The organism is Rhodococcus sp. NPDC059969 (assembly GCF_042738325.1).
Lineage (GTDB): Bacteria > Actinomycetota > Actinomycetes > Mycobacteriales > Mycobacteriaceae > Rhodococcus_F.
In genome coordinates, this window is record NZ_JBHWUF010000001.1 from 67,188 (window position 1) to 85,159 (window position 17,972).

Annotated in this window: 16 protein-coding genes; 8 read left to right on the top strand and 8 right to left on the bottom strand. The window is 62.2% G+C overall.

Annotation, left to right across the window (positions count from 1 at the left end; genetic code table 11):
* Positions 1-74 precede the first annotated feature (74 nt).
* Positions 75-539 carry a light harvesting protein subunit alpha gene (locus tag ACFWAD_RS00345; protein ID WP_378540482.1) on the bottom strand — a complete coding sequence of 155 codons (465 nt, stop codon included), beginning with the start codon at positions 537-539 and terminating at the stop codon, positions 75-77.
* A gap of 167 nt (positions 540-706) precedes the next feature.
* Between ACFWAD_RS00345 and ACFWAD_RS00350 the strand changes: the two genes are divergently transcribed.
* A complete protein-coding gene (locus tag ACFWAD_RS00350; protein WP_378537054.1) occupies positions 707-1,411 on the top strand; it encodes a response regulator transcription factor in 705 nt (234 codons plus the stop codon).
* Positions 1,408-2,787: a sensor histidine kinase gene (locus tag ACFWAD_RS00355; RefSeq protein ID WP_378540484.1), complete on the top strand. Its 1,380-nt coding sequence runs from the start codon at positions 1,408-1,410 to the stop codon at positions 2,785-2,787. The genes ACFWAD_RS00350 and ACFWAD_RS00355 overlap by 4 nt, the downstream gene beginning before the upstream one ends.
* Here ACFWAD_RS00355 and ACFWAD_RS00360 read toward each other — a convergent pair.
* The 7 genes from ACFWAD_RS00360 to ACFWAD_RS00390 form a co-directional block, all read right to left on the bottom strand.
* On the bottom strand, positions 2,684-3,673 hold the full coding sequence (locus ACFWAD_RS00360) for an LLM class F420-dependent oxidoreductase (protein ID WP_007732341.1): 990 nt from the start codon (positions 3,671-3,673) through the stop codon (positions 2,684-2,686). The two genes, ACFWAD_RS00355 and ACFWAD_RS00360, sit on opposite strands and share 104 nt — an antisense overlap.
* A 6-nt stretch (positions 3,674-3,679) precedes the next feature.
* On the bottom strand, positions 3,680-4,366 hold the full coding sequence (locus ACFWAD_RS00365; RefSeq protein ID WP_378540486.1) for an HAD family hydrolase: 687 nt from the start codon (positions 4,364-4,366) through the stop codon (positions 3,680-3,682).
* 269 nt (positions 4,367-4,635) lie between these two features.
* Positions 4,636-6,087: a catalase gene (locus tag ACFWAD_RS00370; RefSeq protein WP_230816542.1), complete on the bottom strand. Its 1,452-nt coding sequence runs from the start codon at positions 6,085-6,087 to the stop codon at positions 4,636-4,638.
* A 31-nt stretch (positions 6,088-6,118) separates the two neighbouring features.
* On the bottom strand, positions 6,119-6,673 hold the full coding sequence (locus ACFWAD_RS00375) for a Fur family transcriptional regulator (RefSeq protein ID WP_378537052.1): 555 nt from the start codon (positions 6,671-6,673) through the stop codon (positions 6,119-6,121).
* Between the two features lie 113 nt (positions 6,674-6,786).
* Entirely contained in the window at positions 6,787-7,545 is a 759-nt protein-coding gene (locus ACFWAD_RS00380; protein ID WP_378540488.1) for a cupin domain-containing protein, read from the bottom strand.
* Positions 7,514-9,133, bottom strand: a complete 1,620-nt coding sequence (locus ACFWAD_RS00385) for an AMP-binding protein (protein WP_378540490.1) — start codon at positions 9,131-9,133, stop codon at positions 7,514-7,516. Before ACFWAD_RS00385 ends, ACFWAD_RS00380 begins: the two co-directional genes overlap by 32 nt.
* Positions 9,127-11,097, bottom strand: coding sequence for a thiamine pyrophosphate-dependent enzyme (locus ACFWAD_RS00390; RefSeq protein WP_378540492.1), 1,971 nt, complete (start codon positions 11,095-11,097; stop codon positions 9,127-9,129). Before ACFWAD_RS00390 ends, ACFWAD_RS00385 begins: the two co-directional genes overlap by 7 nt.
* Before the next feature lie 279 nt (positions 11,098-11,376).
* Between ACFWAD_RS00390 and ACFWAD_RS00395 the strand changes: the two genes are divergently transcribed.
* From ACFWAD_RS00395 to ACFWAD_RS00420, 6 genes are all read left to right on the top strand, one after another.
* The gene (locus ACFWAD_RS00395) at positions 11,377-12,294 is read left to right on the top strand and encodes an alpha/beta hydrolase (RefSeq protein WP_378540495.1); all 918 of its coding nucleotides are present in this window, start codon (positions 11,377-11,379) and stop codon (positions 12,292-12,294) included.
* 72 nt (positions 12,295-12,366) lie between these two features.
* The gene (locus ACFWAD_RS00400) at positions 12,367-13,665 is read left to right on the top strand and encodes a sugar ABC transporter substrate-binding protein (protein WP_143542547.1); all 1,299 of its coding nucleotides are present in this window, start codon (positions 12,367-12,369) and stop codon (positions 13,663-13,665) included.
* A gap of 17 nt (positions 13,666-13,682) precedes the next feature.
* Complete coding sequence (locus tag ACFWAD_RS00405; protein WP_378445706.1) at positions 13,683-15,212, top strand: sugar ABC transporter ATP-binding protein; 1,530 nt, start codon at positions 13,683-13,685, stop codon at positions 15,210-15,212.
* Between the two features lie 8 nt (positions 15,213-15,220).
* Positions 15,221-16,234: an ABC transporter permease gene (locus tag ACFWAD_RS00410; RefSeq protein ID WP_378537046.1), complete on the top strand. Its 1,014-nt coding sequence runs from the start codon at positions 15,221-15,223 to the stop codon at positions 16,232-16,234.
* Positions 16,231-17,082 (top strand): mycofactocin-coupled SDR family oxidoreductase, encoded by an 852-nt coding sequence (locus ACFWAD_RS00415; protein WP_378537044.1) that lies wholly within the window; start codon positions 16,231-16,233, stop codon positions 17,080-17,082. The genes ACFWAD_RS00410 and ACFWAD_RS00415 overlap by 4 nt, the downstream gene beginning before the upstream one ends.
* 49 nt (positions 17,083-17,131) lie before the next feature.
* Complete coding sequence (locus tag ACFWAD_RS00420) at positions 17,132-17,965, top strand: mycofactocin-coupled SDR family oxidoreductase (RefSeq protein WP_378540497.1); 834 nt, start codon at positions 17,132-17,134, stop codon at positions 17,963-17,965.
* Positions 17,966-17,972 lie beyond the last annotated feature (7 nt).

Sequence of the window (17,972 nt, forward strand, 5' to 3'; positions counted from 1 at the left end):
GAACCTCCAGACCCAGTTGAGTACGGCCGTACCGTTCCAGGTCAAAGCGGTTCATGCGGAGCTTTTTTCGCTCGTCAGCCCGCGGCAACCGCGCATGACAGGGCAACGCCTTCCTCCAGCGGAGCGACACCGGCCATGTCGAGCACCTCCGCCGGAACACCCTCGGTCGTCGGAGCCCACTCGACGGTCGGCAACGCCGGCACCCCTTCACGCGCAACGAATGTCGCAGCTTCGCTCGGCACTTCGATAGTGACTGCGGCCGTACCGGCCTCCTCCGCGCGCACGACCTTGCCCTCGTCGATGAGCTTCTGCAGCTCCTCGTCGGAAATCGGTGCCGCGACACCACACGCTACTTCGGGAGCCACACCCAACTCGGCTGGAGCGGTCGCGATCGATCGCACCGCCACCGGAGACCCATCGGAGATCGGGTTGGAAGCCCAGGCGATTCCCGGCGCCACTGCCATACCGAGGACCGCCACGGACGCCACCACCACACCGGTCCGGCGGGCCCGCTTGCCGTTCACTTTCAATCGCGTCATCGTTGTTCTCCTTGATCGAACATTCTCGAATTCTCGGCGCGGTCGCATCCGAGAAACCCGAGGTTATGAAGCCAACACTGCAGATCTGTTGTCGGTTTCTTAGGAGTTGATGAGAATGCGGCGGCCCTCGCTCCGAGCGGGACCCCAGGCCTTGATCCGATGGCACCATGGCTGGGGTGAGTACACGCGAGCGCATCCTGATCGTTGACGACGACGCGAAGGTTCTGAATTCGCTCGAACGTGGACTCCGATTGTCGGGCTTCGACACGGCAACTGCCGTCGACGGACGATCGGCCTTGTCCTCGGTGAACAAGCAATGCCCGGCCGCGCTCGTTCTCGACGTCAACATGCCCGGCCTCGACGGCGTCGGGGTCGTGACCGCCCTACGCGCGATCGGCAACGAGGTTCCGATCTGCGTACTCAGCGCCCGAAGTTCCGTGGGCGACCGCATCGCGGGGCTGGAAGCGGGCGCCGACGACTACCTCACCAAACCCTTCGAGTTGGCAGAACTGGTCGCCAGACTCCGCGCTTTGCTACGACGCACGACGCGGGCCACCCCTACCCTCGATCACCCGATCACCGTCGGCCCTCTCACCGTTGATCTTCGTGGTCACCGAGCACACATCAGCGGTAAACGAATCGAACTCACCAAAAGAGAATTCGATCTGTTGTCCGTGCTCGCCGAGCACGCCGGCATCGTACTGAGCCGGGCACAGCTCCTGCGCCTCGTCTGGGGTTACGACTTCGCTGCCGATACCAATGTCGTCGACGTCTTTGTCACCTATCTACGCAAGAAACTCGAGGTCGACGGGGCGCCTCGCGTGGTCCACACCGTGCGCGGAGTCGGCTTCGTCCTGAGGGCCGAAAGATGAAGCGGCCGCTGTCACTACAGACCCGCGTAGCCATCGCCTCAGGCCTGGCCGCTGGAATCGTGATTGCCGCGATCGGAATTGCCTTCGCGGTCTTCCTGCGTGTCAACGGATCCGAACAACTCGAACGCACACTCGATTCCGTCACTCTGGGAGTTGCGGCAAGTGCACCGAGCCCGGCGTTCATCGAAACACCCACCGCAACAACACAACCACTCGTCGTCGATCCCGGCTTCACTGCCACGAGCATCAGTGCGTTGGCTACCACCGATGTCCGCAGTCGAGATGTTCTGCTGCCCGGCGACAGTGGCGCTGCACTGGCCGTCAGCATCCCCGAAGACCCACTGACCCAGGCAATCCGTGAGCAGCAGGTCCAGGTGGCCGCTGCGGCGGTGGTCGCCATTCTCGCCGCGGCCGGGCTCGGCTGGTTCCTCACGGGCCGTGCCGTCCGCCCCCTACAGCAACTGACCGAGACCACCAGTTCGATAGGCAACAACCTCGACGTCGAAGGACTCTCGCGCCGGGCACCGTCGGTACGTGGCACGCGCGAGGCCGAAGAACTTTCCGAAGCAATCCACAGCATGCTCAGTCGCATCGAAAGCGATCGAAGCCGCACCGAGGAGGCGTTGGAGTCGGCACGAGATTTTGCTCGCGTCTCCGCCCACGAACTACGCACCCCTCTGACGTCGATGCGTACCGATCTGGAAGTTCTCGCGACACTGGACCTCACGGAAAGCCAACGGCGCGAACTGTCCAGTGAATTGTTGGAGGCGCAGCGCCAGATCGAGCGCACCTTGACCGATCTGGAGACACTCGCCCTGGGTGAGGTGGCCGATCCCGAGGATTGTGCCGACGTCGACCTGGTGGAGGTTGCCGATCGCGCCGTCGCGGACGCCGGCCGTCTGCACCCGCAGGTCGACGTTCGATTGAAAGCACCGGAAGAGCTTTCGGTTCAGGCGTTTCCCGCGGGCATCCGTCTGGTGTTGACCAACGCCGTCACCAACTCCGTTCGGCACGGCAATGCCGACGAAGTCGAGATCACCGTCCGATCAGGGGCTGCGACCGGTTCGGCGACGGTATTCGTCGACGACAACGGCACGGTGATCGCGCCGTCGGAACGGGAAGCGATGTTCGAACGATTTGTTCGTGGTACCGGTGCGGGCGACGCCGGAAGCGGTTTGGGTTTGGCCCTCGTCGCGCAGCAGGCGCGGCTGCACGGCGGTAGCGCTCGACTCGACAAGAGCCCGCTCGGCGGTACTCGATTGATTTTCTCGATCAACCCAATTCGACGTGCAGAGCCTCGAGCAGCGGCTTGGCCGCCTCGTCGAAGAATCGGTCTTGGGTATCTCCACCGATCTGCACCAGTGCCACATCGGTGAATCCGGCGTCCGTGTATGCCTTGACCGCCTCGACGATCACATCAAGATCGGGACCACACGGAATGCTTTCAGCTACATCCTCTTTACGCACGAACTGAGTTGCGCCCGAGAAGCTCGCCGGCGTCGGCAGTTCGGAGTTCACGGACCACCCTCCGCCGAACCACCGGAACTGCTGGTGAGCTCGGGCGATTGCCGTGTCGCGATCAGGATCCCACGAGATCGGAATCTGACCGATGGTCCGGCCTGCGGGAGCCAATCCGTATGCCCGGCCGTGCACATGCTTCCACAGGTGCACCAGTTCCGAATCCGGTTGCACGGCAATCAGATCGTCGGCCATCGGACCGAAACGCTCGACGGACTTGTCACCGGACATGGCCAGCGCCAGGGGAACCGGGTTCTCCGGGAGATCCCAGATCCTGGCGGACTGGACGTCGAAGTACTCCCCCTTCCAGCTCACCAGATCTCCGGCGAGCAGTGCGCGAATGATGCTCACCGCCTCCTGCAGCATGTCCTGGCGGGTGTCGATGGACGGCCAACCCTCCCCAACCACATGCTCGTTCAGGCTCTCGCCACTTCCCAATCCCAGGGTGAAGCGCCCGTCCGCGAGGATCTGGATCGTCGCGGCCTTCTGAGCGACGACGGCAGGGTGGTACCTCACGGTCGGACAAGTCACGTACGTCATCAAGCCGACTCGCTCGGTGGCGTGGGCGACTGCTCCCAGCACCGACCAGGCGTAGGGCGCATGCCCCTGCTCGGTCAGCCACGGCGAGTAGTGATCACTCATCACTTCGAAGTCGAAGCCGACTTCTTCGGCCCGAACTGCGTGGCGAACCAGTTCTTTCGGGCCGGCCTGTTCGGTCATCAACGTGTAGCCGAATCGTGCCATCACTGATCAACTCCTGGTATCGAGGCCTGAAACGAGTTCGGAAATCACACTGCCGTCGAGGTGGTCGAGAAGGTCGCGAGCGTCGTCGTACACGGCAGCCGCACCCGCGCCTTCGAGTTCGTCGGTCGACATGCCACCGCTGCGCACTCCCACAGCCACAACGCCCGCCCATGTCGCCGCCTTCATGTCCCAGACGGCGTCTCCGACCATGACCGCATCTCCCGCGTCGACACCTGCCTTCGCGAGCGCGACCTCGATCAGGTCCGGATCAGGTTTGGCCTCGTCGACGGATTCCGAAGAGGTGGCGGCGTAGATCATTTCGTCGATGTCGAGCGTCCGGCGCAGCAACTCCAGTTCGTCGTCTGGCGCCGAAGTTGCGAGCACGACGTGCAGTCCGAGCGAGTGAACTCGGCGGATCAACTCTCGTGCTCCCGGCAGTACCCGGAGGCGGTCAGCCGACTGCCGGTAGTACTTGGTGTGAAGCTCCTTGGCCCGTGGCCCGCACCCGTCGATGTCTTCGCCGAGCAAGGTCTCCAGTAGTTGGTCTCCGTCCATGCCGATGCTGCGATGCACCCGCCACGCGTCGACCGGGCGACCTACCTCGAAGAAAGCTCGCGACCACGCTTCTACATGCAGGTAGTTGGAATCGACGAGCGTTCCGTCGATGTCGAAGAGAACCGCACCTATTGCCATGGGAATTGACTGCCCAACACCTCGGTTCGCGAAACTTGTGCCCCGAGCATTCTCCGCGCGAGAAGCGGATCATGGAGAGTGCGAACAGCAGAAGTGCACGTCGAACAGGGGTGTCGTCATGGAGTCAGTCGTTGTATTCCTTCTCGCATGCTTCGTCTACTGGTTCGCGCTGCTGTAGTTGGGCAGACGGAAACGGACCGCTGCCGGGGATCGATTTCCCTTGCAGCGGCCCGCATTCGGTACACCTATTCGATTGTCAGGTCAGCGGATCACTGACCTGCGCGTACACCTTCTTCGACGCGCTTACCCAAATCTGCGTCGACGTTCTTCCAGTACTCGAAGACACGCAGCAGAACTTCCTCGCTGACGCCGGCAAGGGCGTGGCCGACGATGTTGCTCACCAGGCGCTCACGAGCTGCGTCGTCGAGAACTTCACGGACCAGCGTTCCGGCCTGCGTGAAGTCGCCGTCCTCGGCGTGCTCGATGTATCCGGCGCGCACTGCCTTGCCGTCGAATGCCCACAGTCCTTCGTCACCGGCAACCGACGGATCGGCATGCGGTCCGCCGTACGAGTTCGGTGCGTACACCGGCGTCGACGGGGAATTGAAGCTGTAACGCATGGCGCCCTCCTTGGAGTAGGAGTTCACCTCGTTCTTCGGGGCGTTGACCGGCAGGTCGGCGTAGTTGGTGCCGATGCGGTAACGATGTGCGTCGGCGTAGGAGAAGACGCGTCCGAGAAGCATCTTGTCCGGGCTGAATCCGATGCCGGGCACCACGTTCGACGGCTCGAACGACGCCTGCTCGATCTGCGCGAAGAAGTTCTCCGGGTTGCGGTTCAGCGTCCACTTGCCGACCTCGATCAGCGGGTAGTCCTTCTGGGACCAAACCTTGGTGAGGTCGAACGGGTTGAAGCGGTAGCCCTCGGCCTCGTCGACCGGCATGATCTGAACGTTGAGGGTCCAGCTCGGGAAATTACCGGCCTCGATAGCGTTGTACAGATCCGCGCGGTGGTAGTCAGGATCGCTACCGGCGAGGCTGTCTGCTTCGGCCTGCGTCAGGAACTCGATGCCCTGATCGGTCTTGAAGTGGTACTTCACCCAGAAGCGTTCACCCGCAGCATTGACCCACTGGTAGGTGTGCGATCCGAAGCCGTCCATGTTGCGCCAGGTCTTCGGGATACCGCGGTCACCCATCAGCCAGGTCACCTGGTGAGCGGTCTCGGGACGCAGAGTCCAGAAGTCCCACTGCATGTCGTGGTCACGAAGACCGGAGCCGGGCAGTCGCTTCTGCGAACGAATGAAGTCGGGGAACTTGATGGCGTCCTTGATGAAGAACACCGGGGTGTTGTTGCCGACGAGGTCGTAGTTTCCCTCTTCGGTGTAGAACTTCATCGCGAAACCGCGCGGATCGCGCCAGGTGTCGGGGCTGCCCTGCTCACCGGCGACGGTGGAGAAGCGGACGAGTGACTCGGTCTTCTTACCCGGCTGCAGGAACGCGGCCTTGGTGTACTTGCTGACGTCGTGTGTGATGACGAGTTCACCGAAAGCGCCGCCGCCCTTGGCGTGGACGATGCGCTCCGGGACACGCTCGCGGTTGAACTGCGCGAGCTTCTCGATCAGGTAGTGGTCGTGAAGGAGCACCGGCCCCTGAATACCCGCGGTCAGCGATTCGTCATCACTTGCGACCGCGATACCGAAATTGTTGGTGGTGGGCTTGGTCATGGCGAAGCCTCCTAGCGTTGTGGGCTGGGCGTCAGAGGAGCGGGGCTGCATCCGAGCCGAACGCATGGGCTGCATGCGAGGGGGCCGACTCGGAGGTTCTGGACGCATCAATTCGATTCTGCGAGACCGCGTCCGACTCGGTGTCGGATTCGGCAGAATTCTTCAGGCAATCTTGGCAACGGCCCCAGAACACGACCTCGGCTTCGTCGATTTCGAAGCCGTGATTATCGGAAGGTTCGAGGCAGGGAGCTTGGCCGACAACACAATCGACGTCGACGACCTTGCCGCAGCCGCGACAGACGAGGTGATGGTGGTTGTCACCAGTCCTCGTCTCGAACCGTGCGGGCGAACCCGCCGGCTCGATGCGTCGCAGCAATCCTGCGTTCACGCATGCCTTCAGCACGTCGTAAACGGCCTGTGTGGATACCGATCCGAGCTGCTGCCGCACGAGTGCTGCAACAGAATCGGCGTCTGAATGCGGTTGGGCTGTAACCGCATCCAGCACGGCGAGGCGCGGAGCAGTGACCCTCAACCCGACGGCGCGCAGTTGCGCTCGGGGGTCGAAGTCATGCTCTCCGTCTCGCATGTTTCCCAGTATGCCGCTTTTCTGGAATTAGTCAAGAAAAGGATTGCCTAAGTTGAATCGAGACCGGCGTCACACCCAGTGGCGTCACACCCCAGTGCACCGCACCCGGTTACTCAGCCCAGGACGAACCAGATCGCCTTGACCGTCTCGTCCGTCTCGTTACGCAACCGGTGGGGAACGTTCCCGACCAGGTGTATCGCTTCACCCGCCTTGAGCAGCCGACGCATTCCGTCGATGTCGATCGTCAAAGTCCCTTCCAGCACGTACCCGTAGTCGTCACCCGAATGGGTCTGCGGTGCATCGCCCGGCGCAGAGTCGGCGCCGGGCTCGTACTCCGTGAGGAGGAACTGGACGTGATGATTCGCGGGAGTATTCGCCAACCGTTGCCAGCGAACACCCGACCGAAAGGTGAGGCAGTCGGAGATCCGCGGTTCGTGAGTCTTCGTTTCGGATGCGGATTCACGTTCCGGATCGACGCTGTTGCCGAGCAGCACGTCCAACGACAGGTTGAGTTCGGTCGCGATTGCAAAAAGCGTATTCACCGCGGCCTGACTCTGCCCCAGTTCGAACTGCGACAGGAAGGACGGCGATACGCCGAGCCGCCTCGCCAATTCACGAACCGGGATTCCCTGTCTCGTGCGTTCGGCACGAACCGTCTTGCCTACCGACGTCCCCAAACCGTTGTCCTCCGCCTTCTGTTTGCGCGCCGCCACCTTGGCCGGCGCCGACTTCTGCTGTGCCGACTTCTTATGCGCCGCCTTCTTCTGCGCCGTCGTCTTTTGGGGAGTCGTCTTGCGCGGTTGCGATTTCTTCGATGCAGCCGCTGTCGACTCAGCCGCCTTACGAGGTGGCTTTGCGCCGGTTGCCGTCATGTCCGAACTCGCTTCCGTAGGTCTCGGGGACCGCCTGTGCGGAGCCCAAGCCTAACGCTCGACGCAGGAGAAACTTCTGAACCTTCCCACTCTCCGTCCGAGGAAGCGACGCAACGGTCTCGACTCTCTCCGGAGCTTTCTGAACGGCAAATCCTTCGGACAGCAGGAAGATCCGCAGATCTCGAACGCTTGGCGGATCACCGTCCGGAACCACGAAGGCGCACGCGCGCTCCCCCAGTTCCTCGTCCGGATATCCGACCACTGCCACCTCTCCCACATTGGGATGAGCCTCGAGGGCCCACTCGATGTCGGCAGCGCTGAATTTCTCTCCGCCCCGGTTGATGATGTCCTTGATCCGTGACGTGATCCGGATCTGACCTGGCTCGTCCACGGCGGCTACGTCGCCGGTCCGGAAAAAGCCGTCCTCGGTGAACGATTCCTCGTTGATCGAGCTGTCGACGTAGCCGACGAACAGTTCCGGACCCCGCACCAACAGCTCGTCGTCTTCGCCGAGCCGGAATTCGTTTCCGCCGATCACCGCTCCTTCGTCCTCTGCCTGCAGGTCGATGTCACCGAAAGGATCACCCATGACGAGGGTCGGAAGCTCCGTCGATCCGTAGGTACGAACAACCGCCGTCCCCATCACGCGATGGGCCCGACGCACCAACTCGGGCGGAATCCCGGCCCCACCACACACGAATCGGGTCAGCTGGGATCGTCGATATCCGCCCTTCTCGTAGGCGTCGGCAAGACCACGGAGAAACGGTGTCGCGCTCACGGTGAACGTGCATTGCTCGCGTTCGATCAACGCAACTGCCTCTTCGGGAACCCAGCGTTGCATCAGAACTGTCGAGCAGGCTGCCGCTGCCGGCAGAACTACCGCATACGAAATCCCCGTGATGTGGGGTAACGGCGAAGGCATGAAGATTCGGTCCTGCGAATCCACGCCGCAATGCGCGATCATGCTCGAACTCTCGGCCATCAGAGTCCGATGAGTGTGCAGCACGCCTTTTGGAGCGGAAGTGGTACCCGACGTGTAGAGAACGAGGGCGACATCGTCGGGATCCGCGCAGTGGTCGGGCCGGTTCGACTCCATCCCGAAGTCCAGGAAGTCGTCGAACGTAGTGCGCCGCAACCCACCTTCGCCTCGCGCCTCCACCAGAAGAACCTCTCGGCCCAGATCACGGAGCACCGTCCCGAGCTCCTCGACGTGACGATATCCGCGGTATTCCTGCGGGGCGACGATCACCGACGGCTCAGCTTGCTCGATGATGAAGGACAGCTCGTGTGCGCGGTAAATCGGGACCACCGGAAGGAGAATGCCGCCGGCAAGCCACGTGCCCCAGGCCGCAACGACGGATTCCCACCAGTTCGGCAGTTGAACGAGTACCACGTCTCCGGGCTCGAATCCTGATTTATGCAGTGCGCCTGCAAATCTCGTCGACGCGTCCACCAATTCCTGGTAAGTCCACCGCACACTCTCGTCGACAAGGGCCAGTGCTTCGGGATCTCGACGCAGAGCGTCGAGAAGCATCTCGGGCAACACCCCGCCACCGGTCATTGCCCGCGGACGGGTAGCGCTCAGCACGACATCACCCGCCGAACGGCTGCAACGATGTCGTCAGGTCCGACTTCCCACTCACGTTCGAGCACCGGTGCATAGGGCGCAGGCGCGTACCGTGCGCCCACCCGCACTACCGGCGCGTCCAGGGAATAGAACCCGGAATCTACTGCCATAGCTGCGATCTCGGCTCCGACGCCGAAGTCCACGACGGCTTCCTGGGCAATGACCATCCGGTTCGTCCGACTGAATGATTCGAGAATCGTCTCCCGATCGAGCGGAGCAATCGTTCGTAGATCGATGACCTCGGCCTCGATCCCTTCCTCTGCCAACGTCTGTGCCGCGGCCAAGGCGTGCATCGCCATACGCGACCACGAGACAATGGTGACGTCCGAACCAGGTCTCGTCACCGCCGCCTTTCCGATCGGAACCCGAAAATCCTTGCTCGGCAACACACTTTTCTTCTCGTACAGCAGACGGTGTTCGATGAACATCACCGGGTTGTCGTCCTCGATCGCCGCCCGCAGCAGACCGTACGCATCAGCGCCCGAACTGGGCATGAGAACAGTCAGTCCCGGGATGTGCGCCAACAGTGCCTCGAGACTCTGCGAATGCTGCCCACCCGATGATCTGCCGGAACCGAACTGCGTCCGCACCACCAACGGCAGGCTCACCGCACCGCCCGTCATGAACCGGAGCTTTGCCGCCTGATTCATCAGTTGATCCAGGCATACCCCGAGGAAGTCGAGGTACATCAGTTCCACGACGGGTCTACGGCCTGCCATCGCCGAGCCGACGGCGAGGCCCATGATCGCCGATTCGGAGATCGGCGTATCGAGCACTCGCCCCGGATACTTCGCGGCCAATCCCCTGGTAAGACCGAAAACGTTCCCGCCGGCTACATCGATACCGGCAAGAAACACATCCGGCTCGGCCGCCAGAGAGTCGTCGAGCGCCGCCTTGAGGATCTTGGACTGCGACACGGCCGTGCCGCCCGCGCCGACACCCACGTCGAGGCGGTCCGGCGGGTAGATGCGACGCGGCGAAAAGATGTACTCCATCACGCTCGACGCCTCCGGTTGCGGCGACGACCGCGCGAAACGCTCCGCCTCGTCGACCACCGCCCTCACCCGCTTGTCCACCAGATCGAGTACTTCGTCCCCGATGCCGAGCTCTCGGAGTCGGCCACGCGTCAGCGTCAGTGGATCGGCCGCGAGAATGTCTCGCGCCATCTCGTCCTTGTCGCGGTACACCTGCGGATCGCCCTCGTAGTGCCCGTGCACCCGCAGGGTCGTGACCTCCACGAACACCGGACCACCGCCGCCTCGCACCTGCTCATACACCGGCCGAATACCGTCGGCGACCGCCTCGACGTCGTTGCCTGCCAGCGTGATCGATTCCATCCCGTATCCCGCTGCGCGCGCAGAGATCGGGACAGGATGCTGATCCACCGTCGAGGAAAACTCCGAGAATCCGTTGTTCTCGCACAGGAAGATGATCGGCAGTTTCCACAGCGCAGCCATGTTCATCGCCTCGTGGAACGCACCGGTCGCAATCGCCCCGTCACCGAAGAACGCCACCACCAGATCGCCCTCACCGCGATCCTTGGCAGCGAAAGCCGCACCGACGGCAATCGGCAACCCCGCGCCCACGATCCCATTCGCACCGAAGATCCCCAAGCGGGGATCCGCCACGTGCATCGAGCCACCCCGGCCGTTGTTGGCTCCGGTGACCTTGCCCATCAACTCCGCCATCATCCGGTCGGGTTCCAGGCCTTTTGCCAGAACGTGGCCGTGCCCGCGGTGCGTCGAGGTGATGACGTCACTGACCCGCGCATGAGTGAGAGCCCCCACCGCGCACGCCTCTTGACCTATCGAAGTGTGAACGAACCCGGGAATGGTGTCGCCCTTGTAGAGCGTCGAGATGCGCTCCTCCATCACCCGGATCAACAACATCTTTTCGTAGGCACACAGAACTTCTTCGCCGTTCACGAGCCGGAACACCTCCAATAATGCTGCGCTCGTTACGAATACATGCGCAGTGGGTGAGCAGGACTATACCGACGGATTTTCCTTGCTGTCCAGTGACACTTGACAAAGGCTGTGAGGTGACTCACGATTACGGAGTACTTCGGATCCGCGACGATCCGCTCGGGGCAGTTGGCACGAGCGAACCGCGTCGATGCCGTAATACGCACGGCGACAAGACCGTCCGTTTTCTTTCGTACCTACTTCCGTTCAGCTTTCACTCGTTACATGAGGAGTCGCGCAATGCGCCGTGAAGATGTCGAATTCTCCAGCGACGGAGTCACCGTTCGCGGTTGGCTGTACCGACCCGACACCGACGACGACGTTCCGGCCGTCGTACTGGCAGGCGGTTGGTGCTACGTCCGCGAATTGGTCATGCCCTACTACGCCGAGGCCTTCGTGACGGCCGGTATGGCTGCGCTGGTCTTCGACTACCGCAACCTGGGCGTCTCGGACGGTGAGCCCCGCCAACATCTGGACCCGAAGCAACAGATTCGTGACTATCAGAACGCGCTCAGCTTCCTCGAGCGCACCCCCGGCATCGACAACGACCGTCTCGGCGCCTGGGGAATTTCCTACTCCGGCGGCCACGTGATGATTCTCGCCGCGACCGATCCCCGGGTGAAGGCCATCGTGTCTCAGATTCCGGTGATCGACGGGTACCGCAACATGCGTCGGATCCACGGGACCATGGGTTATCGAAAGCTGTGGGACGCAATTCTCGAAGATCGCCGACTCCGCTTCGACGATCCGGATCAGCGACTGCACATCGCGCATGCGAGCGAGAACCCCGAGGAAGAACTGTCGTCCTGGCCGTTCCCCGAGACGAAGATGACCTTCGCGGCACTTCAAGCCACCGAAGCTCCTCTCTACCAGAACAGTTCGACCATGGAATCCGTCGATCTCCTGCTCGACTACGACGTCAACTACTTCGTACCCCGGATTCTCGACACGCCGTCGATGATGATCGTGGCCGAAGGCGACGACCTCACGTTGTGGGACTTGGAGATCGAGAGTTTCAACAACATCCCGACTCCGAAGAAAGAACTTGTCGTCCTACCGCACACGTCGCACATGACGCTCTACAGCGATCAGTCCAAGCTCGCAGTAGCGGCCGAACACGCTTCCCGTTGGTTCACAACGCATCTGCTGGCGAAGTAGCGAAATCTCCCGTTTCCTCCACACCTCGAGACAACCTCTCGAGCCCCCTCTTGTGAGACCAAGGATGTGATCATGCCTTCGATCGAATCGAAGATCGTGGACGTCGCACGAAACGCGACGTTCTCTCATCCACTGACCCGACGTTCCTTCTTCGCCGCAATGGGCGCAGCAGGCATCACCCTCGGCGCAGTGGCCTGCGGAGCAGGCGGCAGTTCCACCAGTACCGCCGCCGGCGGTGGCGCCGGCGCCGGCAAAGTCCAGGAAAAGACCCTCTGCCAGGTCACAACTCTCTCCAACGACTACTTCGTCGCGTTCTCGGACGGCGGCAAGCAGGCGATGGACGCGCTGGGCGTGAGCATGTCCTCGGTGGAGGACCAGGGCAACGTCAACACTGCGCTGGGTCAGGTAGGCAACGTCCGCGCTTCGGGCGGCAAGTCGATCTTCGGTACTCCCGCCACCGAAGCTCAAGCGGCAGCTGTCACGAAAGCCTGCCAGGCAGCCGGGATTCTGTATGCCAGCTCGTACACGGCGCCCGCCTGGTACACACCGGCCGACGCGGACAAGTGGGTCCGCTTCATCACACCGCCGTCCACCAAGATCGCCGTCGCAACCGCCAAGGCTTTGTTCGACAAGGTCGGCGGCAACGGAACCATCATTCATGTTCCGGGGCAGAAGGGTTCGTCTTCCGACGATCAACGGACAGCTGGACTGAACGCCGCGGCCAAGGACTACCCGGGAATCAAGATCGTCACCGCGTCGCCGGGCAACTGGACTTCGGAAGACGCGAGAAAGGCGTTCACGAACATCTTGCCTTCGGTGCCGGACTTCGTCGGGGTGTTCGCGCAGAACGACAGTCAAGCTGCAGGAGTCATCGCGGCACTGGACGCCGCGAAGATCACGGGCAAGATCGTGGTCGGATTCGACGGTAACAAGCAGAACGTCGAATACATCGCGCAGGGAAAGCAATACCTGACCAGTGCAACGGTCGGCGGACTCACGGCAGGAATTCTCGGTGTCACCATCTTCGATCAACTCAACGGCGTCGACCTGTCTCTGCCGGAGCGATTCCTTTCACAGGGAGCACTCCTGGTGACTCCGGAGATCGCCGACGACGTACTGAAAACCGTGTACGCACCCACACTTCCGTTCGACTGGGCAAAAATGAGCAAGGCCCTGCATCCTGACGATTGGGACCCGCAGACCGTACTCAACCCGATCGATCCGCGGGAGTACTACGCCGGCGTATCGCAGGACCAATACACGCTGAACAGCGCTTGGAACTCTGCAGATATCACCGGAGTACGCACCGAGTACGCAGCCGCGTTCCGCTCGGGCCCGTTGCTGCAGTACAAAGACCAACTCGTGGCCTGAGAATGAGTGATACGAAGGTGAGCGACACAGCAACCATCAGCTTGCGTGGGGTCTGCAAGAGTTACGGACCCGTTCACGCCCTCCAGGACGTCTCACTCGACGTCAGCCGAGGTGACGTTCTCGGCTTGATCGGTGAGAACGGCGCCGGAAAGTCAACGCTGATCGGCGTTTTGACGGGAACGGTGCGTCCCGACGCCGGAAGCCTCGATGTCAACGGGACACACGTGGAACTCGGCGACTCGCGCACTCTCCGCGAACTCGGAATCTCCGTGGTGGTCCAGGAGCAGTCATTGGTCGATGCACTGCGGGTGTACGAGAACATCTATCTCGGACGTGAGGGCGAGATAGGTGGTTGGGGACCCGGCCGGCGTCGGAGAATGCGCGACGCCGCCCAGTCGCTACTCGACACACTCGGCATCGAGGGGCTGCGCGCCGACGCCGTTGTCGCCGAATTGACCTACCCGCAAAGGCAACTGGTCGAGATCGCACGTGCATTCTCGCGGATCACCGACGCCACCGAAGCGCCGGTGATCCTGCTCGACGAGCCGACAAGCGCGTTGACCGAGACCGAGGTGGAAATCCTCTTCGCGTTGATCGAAGGGTGGCGCGATCGGGTGTCGTTCATCTTCGTCTCCCACATCCTGCAAGACGTCCTGCGGATCAGCACACGGCTACTCGTACTTCGCGACGGGCGGTCCATCGAAACGCTCTCCGCTGACGGCGTCACGGCCGAGCGACTGCACGAATTGATGGTGGGTAGCGAGCGCAGCGCCGACTACTACCGCGAAGGCGAACAGACCGGAGCACTGTCGACGAAGCCGTTGATCGAACTCCGAGATGCAAGCAGCGCAGGCGAGTTCGAGTCGGTCGATCTTGTTGTGCGACCGGGCGAGGTAGTGGGACTGGCTGGAGTCATCGGTTCGGGGAAAGCGTCGGTGGCTGCAGCAGTCGCGGGTGCGGAGTCGTTGTCGACGGGTTCAATTCACGTCGAAGGTACTGCGCACGAGCACTGGTCGGTTCCCGCCGCCGTGGCAGCCGGAGTCCTGTACGTCCCACCGGAGCGCGCCCAGGACTCCCTGTTCCGCAGCGCATCGATCAGAAACAACATCTCGATCGGCTTCCTCGATCTCCTCCGCCACCCGTGGACGCGGCTATTGCGTCTGCGCACCGAAAGGGAACGGACGACGCAGCTGGCCCGCGCGCTGCAGGTCAAGGCCCCGTCGTTGTCGACGCCCATCGGGGAACTCAGTGGCGGAAACCAACAGAAGGCGATCTTCGCTCGGTGGCAAGGTCGCGAATGCAAAGTGCTGGTCCTCAGCGATCCGACGCGCGGAATCGACGTCGGAACGCGAGAGGAGATCTACGGTTTGGTCCGATCGATGGCTGCGTCGGGGGTCGGTGTGCTGCTGTGCGCCGAATCTCTCGAAGAAGTGATCGGAATGTCCGACCGAATCGTGGTCATGAAGGACGGGGTCATCAGCGCAGAGCTGGCGGCCCCTGCAGAGCACAAGCCCGCCGAAGTCGACGTGATCAAGCACATGATGTGAGGAATGCAGTGACCCAGACACTCTCGAAGCAATCGCCGGCCAGCGATGCCGCAGCGCCGTCAGGCGCGCGCGGTCTGCTGAGTCGACTCGATCAGCACCGCAACATAGTTGTTCCGACGGTTGCAGTGCTGGTCCTGATCATCTATTTCCAGTGGCGCACGGAAAGTTTCATCACTGCGACGTCCGCGCAGAACATTCTCAACCAGATGGCTTTCCTGACCGTGCTCGCGCTCGCCGGCACGTTTGTCATCCTGATCGGTGGTATCGATCTTTCGGTGGCGGCGACGGCCACTCTCGCCGGAATTCTGATCGCCACGTGGATCGACAAGTTCGGTGGCCCGTTGGCGATAGTCATGGTGATCGTCGCCGGGGCCCTGGTCGGACTGGTCAACGGACTGATCACGACAATGCTCAAGGTTCCGTCGTTCCTGGTGACGCTGGGAATGATGTCCGTACTCGACGGAATTTCCAACACCGTCTCCAAAGGCGGTCCTGTTTCCTATAATTCGAATCTTCTCCAGAGCCTGGTGAACGAGTCAATGATTCCCAACGTCCCCAACGGGGCACTGATTGCAATCCTGCTGACCATCGGCGCGACAGTCCTGGCATTCGGTACGTCGTTCGGTCGCCACATGTATGCGGTCGGTGGCAACGAACGCGCCGCGGCACTCGTCGGTGTTCGCGTACGACGCACCAAACTTGCGGTCTTCGCGGTCGCCGGAGCCGTCGCCGCGATTGCCGGAATCATCTTCACCGGCCAGGCCAGCACCGGCGTCCCGATGGGTGCAGGCCCCAGCCTGCTCAATTCCATTGCAGCCGTGGTGGTGGGCGGCACCGCACTGTCCGGTGGCGTCGGCGGCCCACATCGAACGATCCTCGGCGCTCTCGTGATCGTGTTGCTGAGCGCCGGAATGGACCTGACCTCCGTCGACCCCTACACACAACTCGTTATCAAGGGCATCGTGGTGATTGCCGCAGTTGCCCTCACCATTGACCGACGCCGATACGGAGTGATCAAGTGACCACCAGAGCACGCACCACCGGAAGAGTTTCGGGCAAGGTCGCGTTCGTCACCGGCGCAGCACGCGGCCAGGGCCGTGCACATGCGATCCGCTTGGCCGAGGAAGGCGCAGACATCATCGCGCTCGACATCTGCTCCGACGTCGAAGGCGTTCCGTACTCGCTGGCAAGCGAAGCCGACCTCGCCGAGACCGTCCGGTCGGTCGAGGCCGTCGGTGGACGAATTCTGGCCGAGGTGGCCGATGTTCGCGACTTCACCGCGATCAAGGGTGTCCTCGGCCGCGGAGTCGACCAGTTCGGGCACGTCGATATCGTCTGTGCCAACGTCGGTATCAACATCCCCTCGCCTACACACGAACTCACCGAAAGCCAGTGGGGCACTGTCGTCGACATCGATCTCAGCGGCACGTGGCGAACCGCCAAAGCAGCAATCCCCTACCTCATCGAACAGGGCGTCGGGGGCGCGATCATCCTGACCAGTTCGGCGGCCGGACTCAAGGGATACGGCAACATCGCGCACTACACAGCCGCAAAACATGGCGTCAACGGATTGATGAAAACCCTCGCCCAAGAACTCGCCCCCCACCGAATCCGGGTCAACACGGTGAACCCCACCCAGGTCGACACTCCGATGATCATGAACGACGCGATGTACAAGTTGTTCTGTCCGGACATCGACAAGCCGACCCGTAAGGATTTCGCCCCGTTGTCGCAAGCAATGAACGCGCTGCCCATCCCGTGGGTCGAATCCGTCGACGTCAGCAATGCCGTGCTTTTCCTCGCATCCGACGAAGCCAGGTACATCACCGGCGTCGCACTGCCCGTCGATGCAGGCGTACTCGTCAAATAGCTCTCCGATCACCCACGTACACAACAATTTCAGTAACAGGAGGATCCCCATGACCGGACGATTCGAAGGCAAGGTCGCATTCATCACGGGTGCTGCTCGCGGACAAGGGCGTAATCACGCATTGCGGCTGGCGCAGGAGGGCGCGAACATCATCGCTCTCGACTCCGTCAAGGACAACGACACCGTGCCGTACCCCTTGGCCACGGAGGACGACGTCCAGGAAACAATCCGTCTCGTCGAAGAAGCAGGCGGCAGGATCATCTTCTCGCACGCCGACGTGCGCAACTTCGACTCGGTCAAGCTGGCCCTTGAAGCCGGGCTCGATCGCTTCGGTCACGTCGACATCGTCATCGCCAACGCAGGCATCCTCTCCTTCGGGAACGCGCACGAGTTGGACGAGGAGAAGTGGGGCGAAATGATCGACGTCAACCTCAGCGGTGTGTGGCGCACCGTCAAGGCCGCGATCCCCCACATGATCGAACAAGGCACCGGCGGCGCGATCGTTCTCACTGCCTCCGTTGCCGGGCTACGCGCGTACACGGGCGTCGGACACTATGTTTCGGCCAAGCACGGCGTCGTGGGATTGATGAAGACCCTCGCCCAGGAACTCGCTCCGCATCGCATTCGCGTCAATACCGTGAACCCGACGCAGGTCGACACCGAGATGGTGCAGAACCAGGCGATGTACAACCAGTTCGTTCCCGGCACGGACAATCCGGGTCGCGACGACTTCGCCAAGGCCTCCGGCGACATGATCCTCTACCCGATCCCGTGGGTCGAGAACGACGATGTCACCAACGCCGTCAAATTCCTCGCCTCCGACGAAGCGCGTTACATCACCGGCGTCGCACTGCCCGTGGACGGCGGCGTGCTGGTCATGTGAGTGCCCG

Bases quoted from the DNA above. Each gene is read 5' to 3' on its own strand.
- ACFWAD_RS00345 (WP_378540482.1), bottom strand. From the start codon at position 539: ATGACGCGATTGAAAGTGAACGGCAAGCGGGCCCGCCGGACCGGTGTG.
- ACFWAD_RS00350 (WP_378537054.1), top strand. From the start codon at position 707: ATGGCTGGGGTGAGTACACGCGAGCGCATCCTGATCGTTGACGACGAC.
- ACFWAD_RS00355 (WP_378540484.1), top strand. From the start codon at position 1,408: ATGAAGCGGCCGCTGTCACTACAGACCCGCGTAGCCATCGCCTCAGGC.
- ACFWAD_RS00360 (WP_007732341.1), bottom strand. From the start codon at position 3,673: ATGGCACGATTCGGCTACACGTTGATGACCGAACAGGCCGGCCCGAAA.
- ACFWAD_RS00365 (WP_378540486.1), bottom strand. From the start codon at position 4,366: ATGGCAATAGGTGCGGTTCTCTTCGACATCGACGGAACGCTCGTCGAT.
- ACFWAD_RS00370 (WP_230816542.1), bottom strand. From the start codon at position 6,087: ATGACCAAGCCCACCACCAACAATTTCGGTATCGCGGTCGCAAGTGAT.
- ACFWAD_RS00375 (WP_378537052.1), bottom strand. From the start codon at position 6,673: ATGCGAGACGGAGAGCATGACTTCGACCCCCGAGCGCAACTGCGCGCC.
- ACFWAD_RS00380 (WP_378540488.1), bottom strand. From the start codon at position 7,545: ATGACGGCAACCGGCGCAAAGCCACCTCGTAAGGCGGCTGAGTCGACA.
- ACFWAD_RS00395 (WP_378540495.1), top strand. From the start codon at position 11,377: ATGCGCCGTGAAGATGTCGAATTCTCCAGCGACGGAGTCACCGTTCGC.
- ACFWAD_RS00400 (WP_143542547.1), top strand. From the start codon at position 12,367: ATGCCTTCGATCGAATCGAAGATCGTGGACGTCGCACGAAACGCGACG.
- ACFWAD_RS00420 (WP_378540497.1), top strand. From the start codon at position 17,132: ATGACCGGACGATTCGAAGGCAAGGTCGCATTCATCACGGGTGCTGCT.